This is a genomic window from Micromonospora sp. URMC 103 (assembly GCF_051386435.1).
Taxonomy (GTDB): domain Bacteria; phylum Actinomycetota; class Actinomycetes; order Mycobacteriales; family Micromonosporaceae; genus Micromonospora.
Window position 1 is genome coordinate 417,856 of the sequence record NZ_JBPQTR010000005.1, and the last position, 24,237, is coordinate 442,092.

The 24,237-nt window shown below is 71.8% G+C and carries 15 protein-coding genes; 10 read left to right on the top strand and 5 right to left on the bottom strand.

What is annotated here, in order from left to right:
- Position 1: 1 nt before the first annotated feature.
- Together ACSNOA_RS15170 and ACSNOA_RS15175 are read left to right on the top strand one after the other, a co-directional pair.
- Complete coding sequence (locus ACSNOA_RS15170) at positions 2–1,066, top strand: ABC transporter substrate-binding protein (protein WP_436658916.1); 1,065 nt, start codon at positions 2–4, stop codon at positions 1,064–1,066.
- A gap of 106 nt (positions 1,067–1,172) precedes the next feature.
- Positions 1,173–4,133, top strand: a complete 2,961-nt coding sequence (locus ACSNOA_RS15175; protein ID WP_436658917.1) for an FAD-binding and (Fe-S)-binding domain-containing protein — start codon at positions 1,173–1,175, stop codon at positions 4,131–4,133.
- 438 nt (positions 4,134–4,571) lie between these two features.
- Here the strand turns inward: ACSNOA_RS15175 and ACSNOA_RS15180 are convergent, their stop codons facing one another.
- Together ACSNOA_RS15180 and uxaC are read right to left on the bottom strand one after the other, a co-directional pair.
- The gene (locus ACSNOA_RS15180) at positions 4,572–5,168 is read right to left on the bottom strand and encodes a hypothetical protein (protein ID WP_436658919.1); all 597 of its coding nucleotides are present in this window, start codon (positions 5,166–5,168) and stop codon (positions 4,572–4,574) included.
- Between the two features lie 68 nt (positions 5,169–5,236).
- Positions 5,237–6,658 (bottom strand): glucuronate isomerase, encoded by a 1,422-nt coding sequence (uxaC, locus tag ACSNOA_RS15185; protein ID WP_436658921.1) that lies wholly within the window; start codon positions 6,656–6,658, stop codon positions 5,237–5,239.
- Between the two features lie 186 nt (positions 6,659–6,844).
- Between uxaC and ACSNOA_RS15190 the strand changes: the two genes are divergently transcribed.
- The 7 genes from ACSNOA_RS15190 (at position 6,845) to ACSNOA_RS15220 (ending at position 15,065) form a co-directional block, all read left to right on the top strand.
- Positions 6,845–7,828 carry a LacI family DNA-binding transcriptional regulator gene (locus ACSNOA_RS15190; RefSeq protein ID WP_436658922.1) on the top strand — a complete coding sequence of 328 codons (984 nt, stop codon included), beginning with the start codon at positions 6,845–6,847 and terminating at the stop codon, positions 7,826–7,828.
- A 68-nt stretch (positions 7,829–7,896) separates the two neighbouring features.
- On the top strand, positions 7,897–9,114 hold the full coding sequence (locus ACSNOA_RS15195) for an extracellular solute-binding protein (RefSeq protein WP_436658924.1): 1,218 nt from the start codon (positions 7,897–7,899) through the stop codon (positions 9,112–9,114).
- Positions 9,111–10,250, top strand: a complete 1,140-nt coding sequence (locus tag ACSNOA_RS15200; protein ID WP_436658925.1) for an ABC transporter ATP-binding protein — start codon at positions 9,111–9,113, stop codon at positions 10,248–10,250. The genes ACSNOA_RS15195 and ACSNOA_RS15200 overlap by 4 nt, the downstream gene beginning before the upstream one ends.
- Positions 10,247–11,176 (top strand): ABC transporter permease, encoded by a 930-nt coding sequence (locus tag ACSNOA_RS15205; protein WP_436658927.1) that lies wholly within the window; start codon positions 10,247–10,249, stop codon positions 11,174–11,176. The genes ACSNOA_RS15200 and ACSNOA_RS15205 overlap by 4 nt, the downstream gene beginning before the upstream one ends.
- Positions 11,176–12,054: an ABC transporter permease gene (locus ACSNOA_RS15210; RefSeq protein ID WP_436658929.1), complete on the top strand. Its 879-nt coding sequence runs from the start codon at positions 11,176–11,178 to the stop codon at positions 12,052–12,054. The genes ACSNOA_RS15205 and ACSNOA_RS15210 overlap by 1 nt, the downstream gene beginning before the upstream one ends.
- A gap of 24 nt (positions 12,055–12,078) precedes the next feature.
- Complete coding sequence (locus tag ACSNOA_RS15215; protein ID WP_436658931.1) at positions 12,079–13,599, top strand: UxaA family hydrolase; 1,521 nt, start codon at positions 12,079–12,081, stop codon at positions 13,597–13,599.
- The gene (locus ACSNOA_RS15220) at positions 13,575–15,065 is read left to right on the top strand and encodes a mannitol dehydrogenase family protein (RefSeq protein ID WP_436658932.1); all 1,491 of its coding nucleotides are present in this window, start codon (positions 13,575–13,577) and stop codon (positions 15,063–15,065) included. The genes ACSNOA_RS15215 and ACSNOA_RS15220 overlap by 25 nt, the downstream gene beginning before the upstream one ends.
- Before the next feature lie 64 nt (positions 15,066–15,129).
- Here ACSNOA_RS15220 and ACSNOA_RS15225 read toward each other — a convergent pair whose 3' ends face one another.
- The 3 genes from ACSNOA_RS15225 to ACSNOA_RS15235 form a co-directional block, all read right to left on the bottom strand.
- The gene (locus ACSNOA_RS15225; protein ID WP_436658934.1) at positions 15,130–16,557 is read right to left on the bottom strand and encodes a glycoside hydrolase family 28 protein; all 1,428 of its coding nucleotides are present in this window, start codon (positions 16,555–16,557) and stop codon (positions 15,130–15,132) included.
- Between the two features lie 159 nt (positions 16,558–16,716).
- Positions 16,717–18,357, bottom strand: a complete 1,641-nt coding sequence (locus tag ACSNOA_RS15230) for a hypothetical protein (protein WP_436658936.1) — start codon at positions 18,355–18,357, stop codon at positions 16,717–16,719.
- 26 nt (positions 18,358–18,383) lie between these two features.
- Positions 18,384–22,133, bottom strand: a complete 3,750-nt coding sequence (locus ACSNOA_RS15235) for a glycoside hydrolase family 2 TIM barrel-domain containing protein (RefSeq protein ID WP_436658938.1) — start codon at positions 22,131–22,133, stop codon at positions 18,384–18,386.
- A 365-nt stretch (positions 22,134–22,498) separates the two neighbouring features.
- On the opposite strand from ACSNOA_RS15235, the gene ACSNOA_RS15240 reads away from it, so the two are divergent.
- Positions 22,499–24,199, top strand: a complete 1,701-nt coding sequence (locus ACSNOA_RS15240) for a glycosyl hydrolase family 28-related protein (RefSeq protein ID WP_436658940.1) — start codon at positions 22,499–22,501, stop codon at positions 24,197–24,199.
- The last annotated feature ends 38 nt before the right edge of the window (positions 24,200–24,237 follow it).

Genomic DNA, 24,237 nt, shown 5'->3' on the forward strand with positions numbered 1-24,237 from the left:
CATGTCCCGTACTAGAACATCCGTACTGCGCCGCCTCGGAGCCATCGTCGCCGTCTCGGCAGCGCTGCTCGCCGCCGGCTGTGCCAACAAGGGCGGCAGCAGCGAGCCGGCCACCGGCGCCGACGCCATGCGCCTCAACGTCGGGCAGATCAGCGACTCCGTCGCGTTCTTCCCGCTGTTCGTCGCCGAACACGAGGGCTACTTCAAGGCCGAAGGGCTCACCCTGGGGGAGCGGCCCCGGCTCGGTACCGGCGCCAAGCTCGCCGCGGCGGTCCAGTCCGGCAGCATCGACGTCGCCGGCGGTGTGATGACCGACGCGTTCAACCTGTACAAGACCAACGACAAGGCGCGTGTGGTCGGCTCCCTCGTCGATGCCTACTACGTCGACATCATCGCCGGATCGAAGATCCCGAGCGCCGGTGACTCCGCGCCGCTGGCCGAGCGGATCCAGGCCCTGCGCGGCAAGAAGATCGGCATGACCGGGCCGGGGAGCGGCACCGAGGCGCTGGTGAACTACCTGTTCAAGCAGGCGAACCTGGACCCCAAGAAGGATGCGACGCTGGTCAACCTCGGCGCCGACGCGTCCGCCGCGATCGGTGCGCTGAAGGCCGGCCGGGTCGACGCCCTGTCGTTCTTCCAGCCGATCGGGCAGCAGGCCGTGGCCACCGGAGTCGGCCGCATCTACATCTCGCCCGCTCGCGGTGACGTCCCTGCTCTCAAGGACGCCATCCACGGTGTCGTCTTCACCACCCAGAACGTCATCGACCGCAAGGGCAAGGCGGTCGGCGCGTTCCTGCGCGCCATCGCCAAGGCTGAGCAGACCATCACCGGCGACCCGGCAAAGGCCACCGAACTGCTGCAGCAGTACCAGAAGACGATGAACGCCCAGACGGTGCAGGCGCTCGTGCCGGTCCTGCAGGCGGAGATCCCGGACGCTCCGACACCCAGCGAGGCCGCCTACAACGTCTCGGCGGACTTCCACCGGCAGACCGGCCTGGTGCCCACCACGCCCCCGTTCGCCGACATCGTTCCGTCGGAGTGGATCGCGACCGCGATCAAGGGCTGAGAAGCAGCACAGGCCTTCGTGTCGACCGGACCCCGTGCGACGGGTCCGGTCGGTACAGCGCAACGACTGGTGCCGCACCGCCCGCAGGTCAACGAGGGAGGCAGCAATGAAACCGGTGCGTGCACCGGGGCGCGGCGATGACCTCGTTGCGGCCCTTCGGGAAGCGGTCGACGGGGATGTCGACGACTCCGAACGCCGCCGGGCCGAGTACTCCACGGACGCGTCGAACTACCGGGTGCCCCCGCGGGTGGTGGTCGCCCCGCGCGACAACGACGACGTGCTGGCGGCCCTGGACGTGGCCCGCCGCCTCGGAGTGCCGGTCACGGCCCGCGGCGCGGGGACGTCGGTGGCGGGCAACGCGGTCGGCACCGGGATGGTGCTGGACTTCTCGCGGTACATGAACCGGATCGTCGCGCTCGAGCCCGATGCCCGCGTCGCCGTGGTCCAGCCGGGTGTGGTGATGTCCTCCCTGCAGGCCGCGGCCGCTCCCCACGGGCTTCGCTTCGGCCCGGACCCATCGACGCAGAGCCGGGCGACGCTGGGCGGGATGATCGGGAACAACGCGTGCGGCCCGCATGCTGTCGCCTACGGGCGCACGGCCGACAACGTCGTCTCGCTCGATGTCGTCGATGGTGCCGGGCGGCGATTCGACGCCGGCGCCGGCGTCGGCGCGCTGGACGCGGTCACGGGCCTGGACGCCCTGGTGCGCGCGAACCTGGCGACGATCCGCACCGAGCTGGGCCGCTTCGGCCGGCAGGTCTCCGGCTACTCTCTCGAGCACCTGCTTCCCGAGAACGGCCGCGACCTGGCCAAGATGCTCGTGGGTACCGAGGGCACCCTGGTCACGGTCCTACAGGCCACGGTGAACCTCGTGCCCGTGCCGGCCGCCCCGGTCGTCGTCGCACTGGGATACCCGGACATGCCAACGGCCGCCGACGCCGTCCCCGCGCTTCTGGCCCACCGGCCCCTGGCGATCGAGGGCATGGACGCCCGCCTCGTCGAGGTCGTGCGCCGCCACCGCGGAGCGGGTGCGGTGCCACAGCTGCCCGCCGGTGGCGGATGGCTGCTCGTCGAAGTCGGCGCCGAGGCTGGTGAGGGCGTCGACGACGTGCTGACCCGGGCGTACGCGCTGGCCGCCGACGCCGGCACCGACGCGGTGCGGGTGGTCCCCGCGGGCGCCGAGGCGACGGCGCTGTGGCGCATCAGGGCCGACGGCGCCGGTCTGGGCGGGCGGACCCCGAGCGGGGCACCGGCGTGGCCGGGCTGGGAGGACGCTGCCGTCCCGCCTGATCGGCTGGGGGACTACCTGCGCGACTTCACCGCCCTCATGGCGGACCGTGGCGTGGACGGGCTGCTGTACGGGCATTTCGGGGATGGCTGCGTGCACGTTCGCCTGGACCTACCCCTGGAGACGCCCGCGGGGGTAGGGCCTTCCCGGGCCTTCCTCGAAGCGTCCGCGGACCTCGTCGCCTCCTACGGCGGGTCGCTCTCCGGCGAGCACGGCGACGGGCGGGCCCGTTCGGAGCTGCTGACCCGCATGTACGCCCCCGAGGTGATCAGCCTGTTCGGCCAGGTGAAAGCGCTGTTCGACCCGGAGAACACGCTGAACCCGGGCGTCGTGGTGGACCCGCGTCCGCTGGACGCGGACCTGCGCCGACCCGCCGCGCGCCCGACCTCGTCCCGGCACGGGTTCGCCTTCGCCGAGGACGGCGGGGACTTCACCACCGCGGTCCACCGCTGCACGGGGGTGGGCAAGTGTCGGGCCGACAACTCCGGCGCGGGTGGGTTCATGTGCCCGAGCTACCAGGCCACCCGGGACGAGAAGGACGTCACCCGCGGACGTGCGCGGGTGCTGCAGGAGCTGACCAACGGCTCGTTGGTCACCGACTGGGGCTCCCCGGCGGTGCTCGAGTCCCTCGACCTGTGCCTGTCGTGCAAGGCGTGCGCGACGGACTGCCCCACCGGCACCGACATGGCCCGCTACAAGTCCGAGGTCCTCCACCGCGCCTACGCGGGCAGACTGCGCCCGCGCAACCACTACGTACTCGGCCAGCTGCCCCGCTGGTCCTCCCTGGTCACCAAGATCCCGACCCTGGCCAGGTTGGCCAACAGGGTGCTCAGGATCCGCCCCATCGCGAGGGCGGTGCTCGCCGCCGGCGGGATGGACCCTCGCCGGCAGATGGTCAGCTTCGCCGAGGAACGCTTCTCCGCGTGGTTCAGAAAGCGCGGCGGGACCACCGTGCCCGAGAGCGTCCGGCCCGCGTCGTCCTCGCGGCCGCGGCCCGTCGTGCTGTGGGCGGACACGTTCTCCGACACGATGGACCCGACTGCGGCGCGGGCCACGGCCGCCGTGCTGCAGGAGGCCGGGTACACCGTGATCGTGCCCGAGGGGTCCGCCTGCTGCGGACTGACCTGGATCTCCACCGGCCAGCTCGACGGGGCGAAGAAGCGCCTGACCCACCTGCTCTCCGTCCTGGCGCCCTACGCCACCGACGGGATCCCCGTCGTGGGCGTCGAGCCCTCGTGCACCGCCGTGCTGCGGGCAGACATGGTCGACCTCCTCCCGGACGACCCCCGCGCCTCGACACTCGCAGCCGGCACCTACACCCTCGCCGAGCTGCTCACCGCCCCCGCGCCGCTGGGCCCCGGTCCCGGCTGGACCCCGCCGTCGCTGGCGGGCGTCGACGTCGTCGCGCAGCCGCACTGCCACCACCACTCGGTGATGGGCTGGGAAGCCGACGCCGGCCTCCTCGCCCGGGCGGGCGCGTCCGTGACACGGCTGGCCGGCTGCTGCGGTCTGGCCGGCAACTTCGGCATGGAGGCCGGCCACTACGACACGTCCGTCGCGGTCGCCGAGAACGCCCTGCTGCCCGCGCTGCGCGATGGCGGGCCGGACACCGTCTATCTCGCGGACGGTTTCTCCTGCCGTACCCAGGCCGAGCATCTCGCCGGCCGCCGGGGCGTCCACCTCGCCGAACTCCTCACTCGCGACAACGACGCCCCAACGGCAGGCCGCCCGGAGCCCCGCTCCAGCCAGTCCAGCGCGGCGACCGCGCCCAGGCCGTAGGCGACGGGCGGGCCGTCCTCGAACCAGCCCTGCCTACCCCAGCGGCGCGGGCTGGCCACCCCGAGCGCCGCCATCGGGGCGTCGGCGACCAGTATGCCCCCGGCCCCGACCAGTGCCGCCGCCACCGGCAGCGGTGGCCGCCGCCCGGTGAGGAGCGCGAAGAGCGTCACGGTCAGCACTTCGTTCGTCAGGCTGGCCAGCCCCGGCGCCGACAGGATCAGGTCCGGCGCGGCCGGCACCGTGGGCACGCCACATGTGATCACCTCGGCTCGAATCGCCGTCGGGTACGTCGTACCGCGTCTACCCGCCCTGCCCCCGGCGGACGCTCGGCAGACGGCGACGGCGGGCTGCCGGCAACCTGGCCTCAGGGCTCAGTTCCAGCCTCTCGGTGCCGCCCTCAGCCCCCGTCGAGCCGAGTCCGGATGTCTTGATGGTCTGTCAAGGTTGGCGAAGCAGATCAAGCACTCGGGCCTGCAGCGTGGGTTGCACCCCGCGTTCGCCCATTCCTCTCTGCACGAGTTGAAGATCAGCGCCGTGGACCCGCATGTGATCGATCAGCGGCATGTAGCGGTCCGGGCGGTCCCGATGGAGCTCGGAGACCAACCGCAACTCCAGCCGGACTGCGGGAACCAGGTACGTGCCGCAGTGGACGTGGACGTAGTGCTGCCACGGGCCGGTCCCGATGCACTCGTGCGCGTCGGTGTCGGCCGGCCGCTCGACGGTGCTTGCTCCGACACCGATGTCATCGACCCGATAGTCCGCGAAGTACTGCCGCGCGTCCCGGAGCCAAACCGGCGGATGCAGGCAGGGGAATCGGGACAGTGCGGCTGCGATGCTGTCGACGTCGGCTCGTCGGGCGACCAGGATGTCGATGTCACCTGCGGGAAGTTCGACGCCCTGTAACAGGGCGGCGCTGGTGCCGACCAGCCGGTAGTCGAGTCCTGTGGCGTCCGGATCGATCAGGTCGAGGACCGTGGACAGGATCTTCCGCAGCTCTGCCTGGCCGCGCAGCGGTCTTGTCTCGTTCTGACCCATGCCTGGACGGTGCCTTAGGGGTGTGACAGCGAGGTCAGGCGGTGATCCGATGCTTCGTCCGGACGCCCTCACCCGCTCCGCCGGGCGTAAGCCTCTCGGGGAAGGCGGTAGGCCAGGTCACCAGCCGTCTCGATCGCCTCGTCCTCGGTCAGTCGGTGTTCCACGACGAGGCGGGCCAGGTAGCCGGCGTCGATGCGCCGGGCGAGGTCGTGCCGGGCCGGGATCGACAGGAACGCCCGTGTGTCGTCGACGAAGCCGCTCGTGTTGTAGAAGCCGGCCGTCTCGGTCACCAGCTCGCGGAAGCGGCGCATCCCGTCGGGGCTGTCCAGGAACCACCACGGCGCACCGAGGCGTACGGCGGGATAGACGCCGGCGAGCGGGGCGAGCTCTCGGGAGTAGACCGTCTCGTCGACCGTGAAGAGCACCACCCGGAACCTCGGGTCGCGGCCGAAGGCGTTGAGCATCGGCCGGAGCGAGCGGGTGAACTCGGCCGCGACCGGGATGTCGAAGCCGCGGTCGGAGCCGAAAGCGGCGTGGATCTCGGGATCGTGGTCGCGGAGCACGCCGGGATGGATCTGCATGACCAGGTCGTCGTCGCAGGACATCCGGGCCATCTCGTAGAGCATGTGACCGGCGAACGCCTCCGTCGCGTCGGGGCTGACCGTGCCGTGGCGCGCCTCGCTGTAGATCCGCCGGGCCTCGGCGGGGCCCAGGGGCTCGGCGGCGGCGGTGAGGTGCCCGTGGTCGGTGGCTCGGGCGCCGGCCGCGACGAATGCCGCCCGCCGGACGCGCAGGGCCGCGAGGTAACCGTCGTAGTCGCCGGTGTCGACGCCGGTCAGCTCCTGAAGCCGCTCGATGTGGCGGGTCCAGCTGGGGTGGCCGACATGGGTCAGGGCGTCCGGCCGGAAGGTCGGCACCACCCGTTCGCCGAGCCCCGCCCCGCGGAGCCGGGCGTGGTCGTGCAGTGGCGAGGTCGCGGAGTCCGTGGTGGCCATCAGCTCGATGTTGAACGCGTCGAGCAGGGTACGCGGCCGGAAGCCCGGCTCGGACAGCCGTGCGTCGATGAGGTCGTAGAGCTCGTCCGCGGTGTCGGGCCCGGGCGTGAGGTCGAGCTTGAGCACCTCGGCGATCTCGTGCTCCAACCAGTAGCGGCTGGGGGTGCCGCGAAACAGGTGCCAGTGAGAACAGAAGAGCCGCCAGATGGCGCGGGGGTCGGTCTCCACCGTCGTCCCGTCGAGGCGGGGGACGCCGAGCTGGTCGGGCGTGACGCCCTGCGAGACGAGCATGCGGGTCACGTAGTGGTCCGGCACGACCAGCAGGTGAGCCGGGTCGGAGAACCGCTCGTCGTCGGCGAGGACGGCGGCGTCCACGTGCCCGTGCATGCAGAGCAGCGGCAGCTCCCGCGTGGAGTGGTAGATCCGCCGGGCGACGGCGCGGATGTCGTCGCCGGCCGGTAGCGCGCGGTCGGGATGCGGACGCAGCTGTGCCACCAACTTCTCCTCTGCGGCTTTGATGGAACTGGCTCTGCAAAGGATTGCATCGACGGGCTTACGCCACAAGGGCGGGCCTCAGCAGAGCAAGAGAACATTCGTGGGCGACGGTATTGACAGACTTCTGCAATCGCTTTCAGACTTCGGACGTGACGGTTCCACGGTCGAGGAGGTGAACCGTTGCGCGTGACGATCCGCGAGGTGGCCCGGGAGGCCGGCGTCTCACCGTCCACCGTGTCCCGAGCCCTGTCGATGCCCGGGCTGGTCAACGCCGTGACCCGGGAACGGGTGCTGCGCGCGGCCCAGCGGTTGGGTTACGAGCCCAACCGGGCCGCGCGCGGTCTCATCACGGGCCGCACCGGCAACCTGGGGTTGATCGTGCCGGACCTGGCCAACCCGTTCTTCCCCAGCCTGGTGAAGGGCGTGCAGGCCAGGGCCCGGGAGGCGGACTACGCCGTCTTCCTGGCCGACTCCGACGAGGACCCGGCCGCCGAGAGCGATCTGGTACGGGTCCTCGCCAAGCAGGTCGACGGACTCATCCTCTGCTCTCCGCGCGGGCGTGAGGAGGACATCCTCACGCTCGCCGCGACCACGACCCTGGTCATGGTCAACCGGCGCTTCGGTCGGGTGCCGTCCGTCGTCTTCGACAACTCGGACGGGATCCGGCAGGCCGTCGCGCACCTGCAGGCGCTCGGCCACCATCGGGTGGCCTGGGTCGGTGGGCCGCGTACCTCCTGGTCCAACCGCGACCGGATCCGGGCGCTGCGCGCCGCGACCGACGCGGCCGGGATGGACCTGTACGTGGCGGGTCACTTCCCGCCCCAGTTCGAGGGCGGGATCGCCGCGGCGGATCTCATCATCGCCTCCGGCGTCACGTCCGTCATCGCCTACAACGACGTCATGGCGCTCGGCCTGCTCGGCCGGCTCCGGGACCGGGGATTGCGCGTACCGCAGGACATCAGCGTGATCGGCATCGACGACATCCAGATGTCGTCGATGTCGTCGCCCTCGCTCACCACCGTTTCGCTCACCAAGGAGCAGGCCGGCCGTGCCGCCGTCGACCTGCTGCTGTCGCTGCTGGAGCAGCCCGACGGCGTGCGCAAGCCCCGCCGCGAGCTTCCCACCCAGCTGCTGGTTCGCGGCTCGACCGGGGTCGCGCCGACCGACTGACATCTCGGCCGGAAGGCCGTGTCCCAAGCCATCACCACCGTGACTGACGACCGAGAGAGGGAAATTTCATGGGCATCACCCGGCGGAGCGCCCTGATCGCCGCAGCATCGTCCCTGCTGACCGCTACCGCCGCCTGTGGCGCCCCGGACAATTCCGGCGGCTCCGGTGGCAACAGCGACGGCGAGGTTCCCGACAAGCCGAAGAAGGCCGTGACGCTGAACGTCCTCGACGTGGCGGGCAACCTGCAACTGACCCAGGGAATGATCGACGAGTTCGTCAAGAACAACTCGGACGTCATCTCCCGGGTGACCTACTCCAAGTCGCCCGCGCCAGAGCTGGCTGGCAAGATCAAGGCGCAGCAGAACGCCAACCGGGTGGACATCGGCCTGGTGCTCACCGGTGTCGACGGGCTCGCGGCGGGCATCGACCAGGGCCTGTGGCTCGACCTGCTGCCGAAGTTTCAGAGCCGGCTGACCGGCATGAACAGCTATCTCGCGCCGGCCGCCGCCATGCAGAAGCTCGCCGGCAACGCGGGCGTCACCGTCACCTACTACCCGTCCGGTCCGCTGCTGGAGTACCTGCCGGGGACCGTGGGGACCCCGCCGACCAGCGCGGACCAACTTCTCTCGTATGCCAAGGCCCATCCCGGCAAGGTCCAGTACGCCCGCCCGTCGAACTCGGGTCCGGGGCGGACCTTCCTCATGGGGTTGCCCTACATCCTCGGCGACAAGGACCCGAAGGACCCGGTGAACGGGTGGGAGAAGACCTGGGCCTACCTCAAGGAGCTCAACCAGTACGTCGACTACTACCCGTCCGGCACCGCCGAGACGATGAAGAACCTGGCCAACGGATCGGCGCACATCATCGCCTCGACGACCGGCTGGGACATCAACCCCCGCGTGCTCGGCACCGTGCCGAAGGAGGCCAAGGTCGCCTCGCTGCAAGGGTTCCACTGGGTGACCGACGCGCACTACGCGGTGGTTCCGAAGGGGGTGTCGACGGACACCCAGGCCGCGGTGCTGGCCCTGCTGGCGTTCATGCTCACGCCGCAGCAGCAGGCCAAGGCGTACGACGACGGCTACTTCTACCCCGGCCCGGCGGTGCAGGGCGTCCAACTCTCGGACGCGCCGCAGAAGAGCCAGGACGCCATCCGGGACTACGGTCGGCCGGAGTACGAGTCGCTCATCGCGAACAACCCGACGGAGGTGCCGCTGGACGCGAAGGCGCTTGTGGCGGCGTTCGACCGGTGGGACCGCGAGATCGGTAGCGGGAAGGTCAAGGGATGACGTCCGGCACCCAAGCCTTCTCCCAGCTGCGACTCGAGGGCGTGTCGCGCCGCTTCGGCGGACACGACGCGCTGCGCGACCTCGACCTGACGATCGAGGCCGGCGAGTTCGTCGCTCTCCTCGGCCCCTCGGGTTGCGGCAAGTCCACCGCCCTGAACTGCCTCGCCGGCCTGCTGCCCCTGACCGCTGGCAGCGTCTGGCAGGACGAGCGGCGCATCGACACCCTGCCTCCGGAACGCCGCGGCTTCGGGATGGTCTTCCAGAACTACGCGCTGTTCCCGCACATGTCCGTACGCGCCAACATCGCGTTCGGCCTGCGGATGCGGCGGCTGCCCAGGGACGAGATCCGCCGCCGCACCGACGAGGCGATCCGCCTGGTACGCCTCGAGCAACACGCGGACAAGCTGCCCGGCCAGCTCTCCGGCGGCCAGCAGCAACGGGTGGCCATCGCCCGTGCGGTCGTCCTGGAGCCGTCGCTGGTGCTCATGGACGAGCCGCTGAGCAACCTCGACGCCAAACTGCGCCTCGAGATGCGTACGGAGATTCGCCGGCTGCACCAGTCGCTGGGGCTGACGACGGTCTACGTCACGCACGACCAGGAAGAAGCACTCTCGCTCGCCGACCGGCTCGTCGTCCTGCGGGAGGGCCGCGTGCAGCAGATCGGGTCTCCGGAGGAGCTGCACACCCGCCCGCGCAACTGGCACGTCGCCGACTTCATGGGCTACCGCAACCTCTGGACGATGCGGGTGCGGGAGGCGGTGGACGACACGGTCGCCGTCGAGCTGGACGGCCTGCGGCTTGTCGGCGACCCGGTCGGCGCGGTGGGGCCGGGCGACGAGGTGATCGTCGCGGTGCGCCCCGAGGACGTCCGGGTCGATCGGGCCGACGCGACGATCAACGCGGTGCCGGCGGAGATCGAGGTGGTCGAGTACCAGGGCCGGGAACTGGCGGCGGAGGCGGTCACCGCCGCCGGTCCCCGGGTCCATGTGCGTACCGACCAGCGGGTGGCGCCCGGCGACCGGGTCACCCTGAGCATCGACCCGCAGCGGCTGCTCGTGTTCCCCGGCGACGCGGCCGCCACGCGGCCCGCCGACGGGGCGGCAGCCGTGGTCGAGGAACCAGGGCTGGTCGGATGAGCGTCACGACCCCCACCCCCACGGCGAAGTCCGCCGGGCCGCCGCCGCCCGCGCGGGCCCACTGGCAGCACCGCCTCGCCGAGCGCGGCGTCGACCGTCAACTGTGGCTGCTCACCCCGGCGCTGCTCTTCGTCGTGCTGCTCTTCCTCTACCCCTTCTTCTACGGGCTGGGCCTGTCGTTCCAGCCCACCGACGGGGGCCCGTTCAGCGACTACGCGCGCTTCTTCAGCGACGCCTACCAGCGCGGGACGATCTGGACCACCCTCGGCCTGTCGCTGCCGGCCGCGCTGCTCAACGTGATCGCCTCGGTGCCGATCGCCTACCGGATGCGGGGCCGTTTTCGCGGCAAGCGGCTCGTCACGATCCTGCTGGTGGTGCCCATCACCCTCGGCACCGTGCTCACGGCCCAGGGCCTGTTGAACTTCCTCGGCCCCACCGGATGGTTCAACCGGGTACTGACCGCGCTGCACCTCACCGACGAGCCGATCCGGCTCGTCCACAACTACTGGGGCGTCTTCTTCTCGCTCATCATCACCGGGTTCCCCTTCGCGTTCCTGCTCGTCCTGTCATACCTGTCCGGCATCGACCCGACGCTCGAGCGCGCCGCGGCGACCCTTGGCGCGGGCTGGTGGCAGCGGTTCCGCATGGTCACTCTGCCGCTGCTCATGCCCGGGCTGGCCACCACGTTCTGTCTCACGTTCGTCCTCGCGTTCAGCGTGTTCCCGTCGGCGGTCCTGGTCGGCAACCCGGCGGGCGAGACGCGGGTCATCTCGATCGCCGCCTACCAGGCGGCGTACGAGCAGTACGACTACCCGTACGCGTCGGCAATCGCGATGATCATGGGCCTGATCGAGCTGGTGGTCATCGCGGTGGTGCTGCTCGCCCGGACGCGCTTCTACACCGGTTCCACGGGAGGTAAGGGCTGATGGTCACCACCACCGCGGAAACCGGCGCGGCCCCCGTCGGCGCGCGACGGCGGATCGTCGCCCGTCCCGCCGCCTGGCTGGTCTGGGGCGCGGTCATCTTCTTCTTCCTCAACCTGCTGGGCGTCGTCGGATCCGTGCTGGTCAGCTCGTTCGGCCAGCGCTGGTTCAACACCTGGCTCCCGGACGGCTACACCCTCCGGTGGTACGGCGACGCGTGGACCGAGTTCGCACTGCTCCAGGTGGTCAAGGTGACCCTGGAGGTCTCCCTGCTCGTCGTGGGACTGTCGCTGGTGATCGGCGTCCCGGCGGCGTACGTGCTGGCGCGCCGGAGCTTCCCCGGGAAGCGGGCCATCTACCTGCTCTTCCTGCTCCCGATCCTGATGCCGCCGATCACCTACGGCATCCCCCTGGCGACCGTGCTCTACAAGTTCGGCCTCGCCGGCCACCTCTCCGGCGTCGTGCTGGCGAACCTCGTCCCGTCGGTGCCGTTCGTGATCCTGACCATGACGCCGTTCATCGAGCAGATCGACCCGCGGATCGAGAGCGCGGCCCGGATGTGCGGGGCCGGCACGCGGTCGGTCTTCCTGCACGTGCTGGCGCCCCTGCTGCTGCCCGGGATGCTCGCCTCGGCGATCCTCGTCCTGGTCCGGACCGTCGGCATGTTCGAGCTCACCTTCCTCACCGCCGGCCCGGACTCGCAGACCCTCGTCGTCGCGCTCTACTACTCGATGTCCGCGGCCGGCATCCGCGCCCAGCAGTCGGTGGACGCGATGGCGGTCATGTACACCGCGATGATGCTGGTGCTGCTCGTCATCGCCCTCCGGTACGTCAACCCGACCCAGCTCGTCGCCCGGGTCAAGGAGGAACCGGAGCCGTGAGGACGTGGTGAGGGAGGCGAACCAATGAGCGTGGTGGTCCTGTACGACAGCGACGACGTCGCGGTGGCGACGACGCCGATGACAGCGGGGGAGCCGTTGGCACTGCCAGAGGTGCCGGGCGTGACGCTGCGCGACGACGTGCCCGCCGGGCACAAGGTCGCCCTGCGCGACCTTCCCGCCGGGTCGCCGGTACGCAAGTACGGCCAGGTGATCGGGCAGGCGCTGGCCGACATCCGCGCGGGTGAGCACGTTCACGTGCACAATCTGGGGATGCCGCGGGACGCGGCCGCCCGGGTGGCCGGTGGGGACGGCGGGCCCGCCCCGCAGCTCCCCGCCGACCTGCGCCGCACCTTCCACGGCTACCGCCGCCCGGACGGTCGGGTCGCCACCCGCAACTACGTCGGCGTCCTGACCAGCGTCAACTGCTCGGCCACGGTCGCCCGGAAGATCGCCCGGGTCACCGAGGACGACGCGGAGGGGCTGGACGGCGTCGACGGCGTCGTCGCGCTGACCCACGGCACGGGGTGCGGAATGGCCGACCGGGGCGAAGGGTGGGACGTGCTGCGCCGTACCCTCGCCGGCTACGCCCGCAACCCGAACATCGGTGGCCTGGTCGTGGTCGGGCTCGGCTGCGAGGTGAACGCGGTGGCCGGGCTCATGGCCGACCTCGGGGTGGCCGAGCACGTGCCGGTGTCCTCGTACACCATCCAGGAGCTGGGTGGCACCTCCGCCGCGGTGGCCCGCGGCGTCGAGCAGGTCCGAGGCATGATGCGGGACCTCGCCGGCGCGACACGCACCGAGGTGGGGGTCGAGGAACTCGTGCTCGGCCTGCAGTGCGGCGGGTCCGACGGCTGGTCCGGACTGACCGCGAACCCGGCCCTCGGCGTCGCCTCGGACCTGCTGGTGGCGGCTGGCGCGACGTCCGTGCTCGGCGAGACGCCGGAAGTCTACGGCGCCGAACACCTGCTGGCGGCCCGGGCGACGAGCCCGGCGACGGCCGAGGCGTTGATGGAGCGGATCCGGTGGTGGGAGGAGTACACCGGACGGCAGGGCACGACGATGGACGCCAACCCGTCCCCGGGCAACAAGGCGGGCGGTATCACCACCATCCTGGAGAAGTCGCTGGGCGCGGTGGCGAAGGCCGGGCGGAGCCCGCTCGTCGCGGTGCGCCACTACGCGGAGCCGATTCCGCGGCCCGGGCTGGTCTTCATGGACACACCCGGCTACGACCCCGTGTCGGTGACCGGGATGGTCGCGGGCGGGGCGAACCTCATCTGCTTCACCACCGGGCGCGGCTCGGTCTTCGGCAGCCGCCCGGTCCCGACCGTCAAGCTCGGCACGAACGCCGAACTGGCCAGCCGGATGACCGGCGACATCGACCTGGACTGCTCGCCGGTCGTCGAGCAGGGCGTCCCCCTCGAGGAGATGGGCCGGCGGGTCTACGACCTGCTGCTGGACGTGGCGTCGGGCCGCCGCAGCGCGAGCGAGGAACTCGGCCTCGGCGGTGAGGAGATCGTCCCGTGGCAGCTCGGGGCCGTGCTGTGAGCCAGGCGCTGTCCCGGCTGAACCTCGACACGCTGGCCCGGCTCGGGCCCGGCGGAACGTTCAACCCACCGGCGGTGGATCCGCGCGCGCTGCGGGTCGGCGTCGTGCACCTCGGCATCGGCGCGTTCCACCGGGCGCACCAGGCCGTCTTCACCGAAATGGCGGCGGCGGCGGCCGGCCGCGACGACTGGGGCATAGCGGGGGTCACCCAGCGGTCGGCGACCGTACGCGACCAGCTGACGCCGCAGGACGGGCTCTACACGGTGCTGGAGAGGGGCCGCGGCGCGGCGCCCCTGCGCGTCGTCGGCAGCGTCCGCGAGGTGCTCTTCGGGGCGGGCGACCCGGCAGCCGTCGTCGACCGCATCGCGGACCCCGCCGTACGCCTCGTCACGCTCACCGTGACCGAGAAGGGCTACCGCCGCGACGGCGCCGGCCGGCTGGACCGGTCGGATCCGGAGGTGGCCGCCGACCTCGCGGGACGGTCCCCGCGGACGGTCGTCGGGCAGCTCGTCCGCGGGTTGCAGCGACGTGCGGCCGGCGCCGCCGGGCCGGTCACCGTCCTCTCCTGCGACAACCTCGTGGGCAACGGCGAGGTCCTGCGCGGGCTGGTGCACGACTTCCTGGACGCGTTACCGGACGCCGAGGCGGGCCAGGTCGCGGACTGGATCGCGACGTCCGCGCGCTTCCCGTCCTGCATGGTCGACCGCATCGTGCCGGCCACGAGCGACGACGACCGCGCGAACGTCCGGGCGGTGCTGGGGCTGGAGGACCAGGGCGTCGTGGTGGCCGAACCGTTCCGCCAGTGGGTGATCGAAGACGACTTCGCCGCCGACCGGCCCGCCTGGGACCGCGCCGGCGCGGTGCTCACCGACGACGTCGCCGCCTGGGAGTCGGTGAAGCTGCGCATGCTCAACGCCACCCATTCGCTGCTCGCGTACCTGGGGGCCCTGCGCGGTCACGACACGATCGCGGCCGCGCTCGCCGACGACGCGCTCGCCGCCGCCGCGGAGGCGCTGATGGTCGAGGACGTGGCGCCGACCCTGCGGGTACCGGACGGCCTGGACCTAACCGGCTACCGGCGGCAGGTGCTGGAACGGTTCGCCAACCCGGCGCTGCGGCACCGGACCGTGCAGGTCGCCATGGACGGGTCGCAGAAGCTGCCCGTACGGCTGCTCGGCACGGTCCGGGACCGCCTGGCCGCCGGGGCCGTGCCGCGGCAGGCCGCGCTCGCCGTCGCGGCCTGGATGGTGTACGTGGCGAAGGGCCGGGACGCCCGGGGACGGGAACTTCCGCTCGACGACCCGCTGGCCGACCGGCTGCGCGCGGCCGCGGCCGTCGGTGCGGGCGACCCGAAGGGGCTGGTCGACTCGTTGTTGCACGTTGAGGCGGTCTTCGGTACGGACCTTCCCGAGCACGAGGGGTTCCGGGGCGTCCTGGTCGACCACGTGGCCCGGCTCACCGCCTGAAACGAACCGGCTGGCTCACCCCCTCGTCGAGGTGAGCCAGCCGACACGTGCGGTGTTGACCCCTTCAGCCTGTGGGGTGGTCCGCGCGTATGCCGTTGATCCAGACCTGGTCGAGCGTCAGGCCCTCGACGTTGCGGATCACGTCCGCCTCCTCGACCTGGTCGAAGCGGCAGGCGTGCAGTCGGATGTCGCGGATCGGGTGACCGTCGTTGCCGATCAGGTTGAGCGCGCGCGGCGCCACGGCGGCGTGGAGCTGGCTCAACACGATCCCGTGCACGTCGGGGTGGTGGTCACCGGTCGTGACGTTCGCGTAGTTGAGCACCATCTCCACGACGGCGTCGGCGGCCGTTCCGACCTCGACGCGATGGACGTAGACGTTCTCGATGAATCCGCCACGCTGGGGGTTGCTCTTGATCCGGATCGCCCGCTCCAGCCGGGGACTGCTCATCCGGCAGTCACGGACGAAGACGTTGCGGATACCGCCACTGGTCTCGCTGCCGATGGTCACGCCACCGTTGCCGTCGGCCATCTCGCAGTCCAGGATCACGACGTTCTGGCAGGGCACGTCGACCCGCCGCCCGTCGGCGTCCTTCCCCGCCTTCAGTGCGACGCAGTCGTCCCCGGTGCTGATCCGACAGTTCTCGATCACCACGTCGGTGCAGGACTCGGGGTCGATGCCGTCGTTGTTCGGGCCGTGCGGGCTGTCCACGGTGACCGACCGGATGGTCACGTTGCGGCACAGCACGGGGTGGATGTTCCACATCGGTGAGTCGCGGACGGTGACGCCCTCGATCAGCACGTTCTCGCACGAGTAGAGCTGGAGCAGGTTGGGCCGCAGGAAGTGACCGGACCCGAAGACCCGCTCCGCGACCGGCACGCCGGCCTCGGCCAGCTGGGTGAGCAGCGTCTTGTCCGGCGCCTCGTTCGGCGGCGGGCCGCCGGTCCAGTCCCACCAGTGGGCGGCGTCGGCGCGGCCGTCGATCACGCCGGCACCGGTCACGGCGACGTTGCGCTGCCCGTAGGCGTAGAGAAAGGGTGAGTAGTTCAGCAGCTCCACACCCTCGTAGCGGGTGTGCACGACGGGCAGGTAGGCGGACGGGTCCCGGCTGAACTCGAGCGTGGCGTCGGCGGTGAGGTGCAGGTTGACGTCGCTGAGCAGGTGGACCGCGCCCGTGGCGAACCGGCCGGCGGGGACCACCACCCGGCCGCCGCCCGTGTCGTGGCACGCGACGATCGCGGCGCGGATCGCGGCCGTGCAGTCGGTCAGGCCGTCGCCGACGGCCCCGAAGGCGGTGATGTCGACGTCCCGGTCGGGGAACGTCGGTGGTTTCACTCGCTGCAGGATCGCGGCGGCCCCGTCCCAGGCCCGGTCGGCCTCGGCCGCCGCCGGGGCGGCCGAGGCCGGGTGGGGGCGCACGACGTCCGCCGCACCGGCGGCGAGCACGAGACCGGCCGCGGCGAGCAGGTCACGGCGTCGGAATTTCTGGAGCATCACTTCTTGCCTCCCTGACGGCGGGACTCTGTGCCCGGACTACTTCCGTGCGGAAGTGCCGTCGCCATTGATCACGGAGCCTGGCCGCCGGCTTCGACGGTGATCGAGGTGCCTTTCGTTCGCGCCGTAGCCGCATGACACCGTCCCGTCGACGGACGGTCAGGCGTCGTGGCCGTGCATCGTGAGGACGACGGCCTCGCCGGCGCCCAGCGTGATCCGGGCGTGTCCGGCGGTGGTGGTGCCCACGGTCGGCTGGAATCCGGGCCAGCTGCCGTCCGGGGCGACGGCCCGGCCGTCGATGCGTACGCCCGGCGCGTCGAGGGTGCGGCCCGCGCCGCTCCGGTCGTCGGGGGTCATCCGGTCGAGCTCGTACGTCTTGCCGGGTGCCGCCACGTCGACCGATACCTGCTGGTCACCCTTGTTGATCAGGAACAGCCGTCGCTCCGACGCCGCGCCGTCGACGCGCCAGGCCTTGACCTGCCCGCCCTGGGCGGCGTTGACGGTCACCGGCCGCAGCCCGGTGGTGCCCTGCGCGAACCGGGAGAACAGCAGCAGCGCGTAGTACTCCGGGGCCGGGGTCGGCGATCCCATGGCCGGGGACGGGTCGAAGTCGATCGCGTTGTAGTACCCGTTGCCCTCCTCGGGGTGGAAGAAGGCCCGTACCTCGGCGTTGTGGAAGTTCACCCCGATCGCGCCGGTGCCGCACTCGGCGTTGACCGACGGGGCGTGCGGCGGCTGGGGGCAGGCCGCGTTGAACATCGCGTCGAGCGCCCAGAGGGCGCTGGCCGCGACGTCGCTGACGCCGGGGGCGCCGCGTCCGGCGGCGGTGTTGAGCTCCTCGACCCGGTAGGCGAGGCCGTGGCGGGCCGCCTCGGCGGCGTGGGTGTGGACCTGGTAGGTGAAGTTGTCCAGCCGTTCGTCGGAGAGCAGCGCCGGGATGGTCGGGCAGCGGTACGGATCGCTGGCACAGGTGCGGGCCAGCGGGTAGAAGTGGTCGGCGGCCCACGGGCCGAAGCCGCCCGCCTTCGTCTTCGTCGCACCGGCGGTGGCGTCGAGGATGGCCGGCCAGTCCCAGAAGAAGCGCGTGGCCACGCTGCGGTCGGCGATGCTCTGCCAGGGCGCGATGGGCTCGCTGGTGTTCGGCGTGACGAGCGGGTAGGGCCCGGTGACGTCCGCGCCCGTGTAGGCGGCCACGTCGCCCAGGTACTCCGGTAGGTCGTAGCCGTAGGAGAGGTCCGGCTCGTTGCCGAGTGACACCGCCGCGACGTACTCGTCGGCACCCGCGAACGCCGGCTGGACCCCCTGCGTGACGAAGGTCTTGGCGTGCTCCGGGCCGCGCCAGGACCGTCCGGCGGTGGCCGGCGCCATGGCGGTGCCCAGGGTCACCGCCCAGCGCGGGGTGGCGCCGCCGCCGGCGTTCGCGGCGTCGAGGGTGGCCCGGATGTCCGCGAGATCCTCGGGCGTGATCACTTCGTTGGTGTTCGCCGCGCTCGCGTCGAACCGCATCACGTCCTGCGACGAGCCGCCGATACGCAGCACACCGGTGTCCAGGTTGCGCAGCAGGTTGACGAAGGCGGGCCGGGCGTTCGGGCCCATGTACCGCTCGATCAGCGACCACTCGACGCTGAACCCGACGAAGTGTGCGGGGACGGATCCACCGCCCACCATGCGCCGCGGGTCCAGCCGCACCGAGGCGTGGGACTCGGCGGGTTCGGCGGTGGCGGCGGCGCTCACGCCGGGGTAGGCGAGTAGGGCCAGGGCGACGACCGCGGCGGCGCCGCGGGCGGGATGTCTCTTCATGAAAAGTTGCCCCTTCCGGTCGGGATTCAGGACAGGACGAGCGCGGCGAAACGCCAGTACTGGCCGGTGTTGTCGGCGGTGAAGTCGAGGTCGACGGCGCGCCCGTCCGCGCCTCCGTCGACCGGGAAGGTCAGCCACGCGAACTGCCCGGTGGGCGCCGGGCTGGCCAGGTGGGCGAGCGTGCGCCCCTGAACGGACACGGTCATCGCGTCGGTGGCGAAGCTGGCGTCGCCCACGAGCAGGGCGACCTCGTGTGTGCCGGCCGGTACGTCGAGCCGGAGTGTGGCGGGGGCCTGTCCGGTCACGATGTCGCGGCGCAGGTCGTCCGGGCCACCCCGATCGCGGGACTGCGGCGCGGTGCCGATCCAGCCGTACCCCCGGGCCGGATCCCAGGTTTCGGCGGGCGACAACCGGCGGTAGGTCGGCAGGAGCCGGCTGGTGGCGGTGCCGGCGTCGAGCGCGAGCCGGACGGCGTCGCCGCGTGGCGCGGTCACCACCGTCGCCTGCGGCCGGCCGTGGAGCGGCGTGCCCGGTGCCGTCACCACCGCGGCGAGCGTGGCCACCTGTGGCGATGCCGCCGGGGTCACGGGAACGGGGATGCTGACCGTGGCGAACGCCGGCACCTCGCGCGCGGTCGTCTCCGAGGTCCAGCCCTCTGGTACGGCCAGCCGCGCGTCGACGGACACCGCTCGGTCGGTGCCGTTGGCCACGGTCATCACGGCCTGCCCCGCCTCGCCGGTGAACAGCGGCTGGCCGGGGACGGTCAGGTCCCGCACCGAGACGTGGCCGGAGGCGAGCACGGTCAGATCGTCGACGTACGTCGGGACGACGGGCGGAGCGTTGCCGCCGCCGACAGCCTGCACCGCCACCTTTGGCGATCCGGCGAGGCTCGCCGTGCCGAGCGGATACCAGTACCGGCCGTCGCTGGAGTACTCCGCGGCGACGTCGGTGTCCCGACGCACCAGGCGCAGCTGCGCCGACCGGCCGTCGTACGGCACCGACGACCGGGCGCCGACCTTCCCGCCCGACTCGGCGAGGAACTCCAGCGCCCGGCGCCCGTCGACCCAGCCGAGGTCGGCCTTTACGTAGTTGTCGTCGTCGAGGTACGCGTAGAGCCCGACCTGTTGAAAGTCGGCGGCGAGGTCAGGTGCCTCGAACGTGGCGGCGGCGGTGAAGTCGGACTGCGGCGTGTCGGTACGCACGAACACGTTCCGCCCGTCGCCGCCGGCTCCCGTCTCGCCACCGGCCAGCGTCGACAGCCGTAGGGCGCCCGGCCGGTCCTGCAGGCTCCACCCGGAGTCGTCGGGACGGACGATCTGCCAGCCCGGGTCCAGGGCGCCGGAGTCGAAGTCGTCCGCGGCCGGGCTGGTGACGCTGTCGCTGCTGCGGATGGTGAAGGGCACCGGCAGAGCCTCGGTGTCGGCATCGACGACGGCCCGCACGAATCCGGTCGAGGAGACGTGGTCGGCGGTGAGCGTGCCGGTGAGCGTGACCTCGACGGTGGTCTCGCCACCGGTGGGCACGGTGAACGGCACGGGCTCGGCGGTGAAGCCCGGCGGCGGCTCGACCACCAGTGTGCCCCGGCCGCCGTGGCCGAGCGCGTCCACGATCGTCACCCGCTGGCGCAGCGACGCCGGCCGGTCCAGGGGCGCCGCGAGCACGCTGGCCCGCGCGATCCGCACCGGTGAGAACATCACCCGCCAGCCGAGCTTGTGGTCCCGGAAGTAGGTGTCGAGCCCTTTGGTGTGGAAGGGCGGGACGGGTTCCGGGTTCTGGCCGGAACCCCAGGTGGGGGTGCACCAGAACTCGGTGGAGGTCCAGTACATCTTGCCGATGAGGTGCGGGCGGTTGTTCAGCAGCCGGTTGTGCTCGTCGACGACGAGAGCCTGGTAGTACTCGGTTCCGCGGTCCAGGCCGGGGCGCTGGTGGACGGCCTCCGCGCCGTACTCGCTGAGCAGGATGGGCTGGCCGGTCATCTGCTGCAGGGCGTCGAGATGCGAGGTCAGGCTCTCCAGCGTGGAGTACCAGCCGGCGTAGTAGTTGGTGGCGAAGAAGTCCTGGTAGGGGTAGGCCCGGTCGCGGCCGTGCCGGTGGGAGACCTGGGTGTAGAGCCGGTTCGGGTCGAGGCCGCGCCCGTGGGCGATGACGTTGCGCACGTAGTCCACCGCGCCGTCCGTCTCGGTCGCGTTCTCGTTCCCCACCGACCAGGCGAAGAGGCTGGGGTGACTGCGATCGCGGGCGATCATCCGGCCCAGCGTCCGTTTGCCGAACTCCTGCACGTCGGAGCGGCCGAGGAAGGTCCCCGGCTGCGAGCTGATGTTGTTGATCTCCTCGATGACCAGCAGGCCGTACCGGTCGGCGGCGTCCAGTTCGGCCGGCGTGGTCGGGTAGTGCGCCGGCCGGAAGAGGCGGAAGCCCTTGTCGCGCAGCTTCTTGATCTCGCGGTCGGCCAGCCCGTCCGGCTGGGTACGGCCCAGGCCGGGGTAGTCCGCGTGCCGGTTGAAGCCGGGCAGGTCCTGGATCGGCTCGCCGTTGAGCAGCAGGTCGAGGCCGTCGACGGAGACGGTGCGGAAGCCGGTCCGCTCGACGAGTTCCCGCCACGCGGCGTCGCCGAGCGGGCGCAGGTGCACGGTGTAGAGGTTCGGGTGGTCCAGGTCCCAGAGTGCGGGAGCGGGGACGTCGAGTGTGACCGGCGTGGCGGCGCCTCCGCCGGCGGGCACGGTGGTGGTCACGGTCGTCGGGCCGAGCACGCGCCGGCCGTCGGGTCCGTCGACTGTCAGCGTCGCCGCCACCTGGTGCGGCGACGCCGTCGCGTTCACTCCGGTCGGGCGTACGGTCAGCCGGCCGGCTGCGGTGCCCTCGGCCCGGGTCTCGGTCAACGCGACCGCGGGGGTGCGTTCGAGACGGACGTCCTGGAGCAGGCCGCCCCAGTTCCAGTACAGGCCCTGGACCGGGCGCGCGTACTCGCCCATGGTGGCGACCCGGTTGTCCACCACGACGGCGATGGTGTTCGTGCCGGGTCGAACCGCCCCGGTCACGTCGAGCCGGGTGGGAAGGTAGCCCCCGGTGCTGGTGCCGACGTCGACACCGTTGACGAAGTACCGGCAGGTCCAGAAGCAGGATTCGAAGACCAGGGCGGTCTGCTCGCCGGGCTCGGGCGCGTCGAGGTCGACCGTCCGGCGGTAGACCCCGAGTACGCCGTTGTCGTCGTTCCACTGCGCCCGCACGGCGCCGAACGAGTCCGGCACGACGATGAGCGGCCAGTCGCCGGAGGCGTGTTCGGGGCGGACCGCCGGGGGGACGGCACCGTCCAGCGCCCCGGCGGGCAGGTCGGCGGCGGCGGTGAACCGCCATCCGCCGGTCAGACGCTGGATGCCGGGCCCGGGCGGCGGCGATACGGTGACAACCGGCTTGGTCACGGTGCGGGTGCCCTGCGGGGTGTCCGCCTCGGCGCGCAGGTCGTGCGCGCCGTTCGGGAACCAGGTGGCGTCCGTCGCGGTGGCCCAGACCGGCGGAGTCTTCGTCTGTCTGGCGTAGACGTCGGTCAGCTCGGAGAGCTGCACGTCGTCCAGGTAGAACCGTACGGCGGTGGTCCCCGGCGGCGCTTCGACCTCGAGGTCCACGGTGCCGCTGAGCTGGCGGCCGACCGGTGCGGTGAATCGGAGAGCCGGTTCGGCAGCGCGGGCGCCGCCGGCGGGTGCGACCAGCACCGACGCCAGCGCGACGAGGCTGGCGGACAGGCAGGCCACCATCGGTCTGGGAAGACGGATCCTCATGACATCGTCCTCGCGGGTGTGACGGACGGGCGGTCTCGCGGCCCGGCCAGGTGCGTGGCCGCCGGGCGCCGCAGCATTCTGAAACCGTTTGCGGTCACCTGATGGCAACAAACGGCGGGGGCGCTCGTCAATGCGCCCGAGGGGATGAAACAAGTTTCAGACGCCATCGTGGTCCAGCCGGTTCGCGGCTCACCGGGCGCTTCACTCACCCGCCCGACAGCGATCGCCGAGGACGAAGATCGATTCTGAAACAAGTTTCAGGCTCGTGACGCATTGACCAGTGGCCAACTGTTTGGTGTCGTGAACGTCGGACCGCAAACGATTTCAGGTCCGCGCGGTCCCCGACGAGGTTCGGAGGAGAGGCCATGGCGCCGATGACGGATCCCGCCATCACCCGACGCGGGCTGTTCGGTCTGGGGGCCGCCGCCACCGCCGCCACGACGCTCGCCGGCGTCGCCGACCCCGCGCGGGCGGCGGTGCCGGATGACCACGCCCCGCCCGGCGACGCCGCCGCGGAACTCCTGCGCCAGTGGCGGGAGGCGCCGAGCAGCCACCCGCTGCTGCCGGACGTCTCGACCGCCGGATACCGGCTCGGCCAGCGGCCGCCGCGGCCTCCGGTCACCACGAAGGTCACCGACTTCGGCGCCCGGCCGGACGGAACGGACTGCACCGCGGCGTTCAACGCGGCCGTCCGCCACGCCGGCGAGCACGGCGGGGGAGTGGTGCTGGTGCCGCCCGGGACCTGGACGCTCTCCGGGCCGGTCTGGATGCACTGGTCGGGGGTGGTGCTGCGCGGGGCCGGCCGGGACGCCACCGTGCTTCACTGCACGCGCACCCTCGACGACGGATACCGGCCGAACCGCCAGTCCAACGGCAACAGCCGCTGGTCGTGGACCGGGGGCCAGATCTGGTTCGTCGCGCCCGAGCGGCGTGCCCGCTCCGAGGCCGAGGATTACGCGGGCACCGAGGGGTGGCTGCTCGGTGACGTGCTCGCCGAGGTCGGCAGCGCCTCCCGCGGCCAGCGGACCCTGGTGGTCTCCGGCACCGGCCGGCTGACCCCCGGCGACATGGTCGTGCTCGAGTGCCAGAACCCGTCGGACGCGAGCCTGCTCCGCCACCTCGCCGGTGACGTGCCCGGCACCCGGGACTACGACTGGCCGCGCTCCGCGCCGCAACTCGTCACCGGCTCCGGCGGGCAGTACGTGCAGTACGCGACCCTGCAGTGGCCGGTGCGGGTGGCGGCGGTGCTCGGCGACCGGACGGTCCGTCTGGCGCAGCCCCTCAAGTACGACCTCCGGCCCGGCTGGCCGGCCCGGCTTCGCGCGATCGGCCCCACCGTCCACGACGCCGGCGTCGAGCACCTCACCGTCCGGAACGAACTCGTCCCGCAAACCGCGCACAACCGGCACCCGGGCTCGAACGGGGTGTGCTTCCAGGCGGTCCACGACTGCTGGGCGCGGGACGTCCGCGTGGAGAACTGCGACCTCGGGTTCGGGCTCACCACCGCAAAGGCGGTCACCATCACCGGGGTGACCGTCGGCGGGCGGGCCGCCCACCACAGCTTCGCCTGTCGGATGCAGTCGAACGACAACCTGGTGGAGGACTTCGAGATCGAACCGTTCACCGTTCCGGTTCCCTCCGACGCGATCCACCACGGCCTCAACGTGGAGGGACTCTCGGCCGGCAACGTCTACCGCGGCGGGCGCATGGCGGAAGGCACGTTCGACACCCACCGGGCGCTGCCGTTCGAGAACGTCCGGACCGACATCACGCTGGAGAACAACGGGCGGGTGGGCGGATCCGCCGCGTCCGGCCCGCTGTTCGGCGCGCGGATGGCGCACTGGAACGTGCGCATCACCAACGGCCGGCCGTACGCGATCACGATCGCCGACGTAGCACCACGGAGCGTGACGGTCGGCGTGCAGGGCGTCGAGGACACCCGCAGCGGCCTGCCCCGCGACTTCTCCGGCGACCTGGAATCACTGCTCGCCGACCTTGGGTCGGCACCGTCCGTCGAGGACCTCTACCTCGCCCAACGCGGGCGGCACCAGCTTCCGGGCGCCTGAGCTCGCTGGATCTGGTCTGGCCCCGTGACGCGGCAGAC

What these genes read in the sequence shown, in the direction of transcription:
- ACSNOA_RS15225 (WP_436658934.1), bottom strand. Translation starts at nt 16,557, where the DNA reads ATGCTCCAGAAATTCCGACGCCGTGACCTGCTCGCCGCGGCCGGTCTC.
- ACSNOA_RS15205 (WP_436658927.1), top strand. Translation starts at nt 10,247, where the DNA reads ATGAGCGTCACGACCCCCACCCCCACGGCGAAGTCCGCCGGGCCGCCG.
- ACSNOA_RS15210 (WP_436658929.1), top strand. Translation starts at nt 11,176, where the DNA reads ATGGTCACCACCACCGCGGAAACCGGCGCGGCCCCCGTCGGCGCGCGA.
- ACSNOA_RS15215 (WP_436658931.1), top strand. Translation starts at nt 12,079, where the DNA reads ATGAGCGTGGTGGTCCTGTACGACAGCGACGACGTCGCGGTGGCGACG.
- ACSNOA_RS15235 (WP_436658938.1), bottom strand. Translation starts at nt 22,133, where the DNA reads ATGAGGATCCGTCTTCCCAGACCGATGGTGGCCTGCCTGTCCGCCAGC.
- ACSNOA_RS15195 (WP_436658924.1), top strand. Translation starts at nt 7,897, where the DNA reads ATGGGCATCACCCGGCGGAGCGCCCTGATCGCCGCAGCATCGTCCCTG.
- ACSNOA_RS15175 (WP_436658917.1), top strand. Translation starts at nt 1,173, where the DNA reads ATGAAACCGGTGCGTGCACCGGGGCGCGGCGATGACCTCGTTGCGGCC.
- ACSNOA_RS15180 (WP_436658919.1), bottom strand. Translation starts at nt 5,168, where the DNA reads ATGGGTCAGAACGAGACAAGACCGCTGCGCGGCCAGGCAGAGCTGCGG.
- ACSNOA_RS15200 (WP_436658925.1), top strand. Translation starts at nt 9,111, where the DNA reads ATGACGTCCGGCACCCAAGCCTTCTCCCAGCTGCGACTCGAGGGCGTG.
- ACSNOA_RS15240 (WP_436658940.1), top strand. Translation starts at nt 22,499, where the DNA reads ATGGCGCCGATGACGGATCCCGCCATCACCCGACGCGGGCTGTTCGGT.
- ACSNOA_RS15230 (WP_436658936.1), bottom strand. Translation starts at nt 18,357, where the DNA reads ATGAAGAGACATCCCGCCCGCGGCGCCGCCGCGGTCGTCGCCCTGGCC.
- ACSNOA_RS15170 (WP_436658916.1), top strand. Translation starts at nt 2, where the DNA reads ATGTCCCGTACTAGAACATCCGTACTGCGCCGCCTCGGAGCCATCGTC.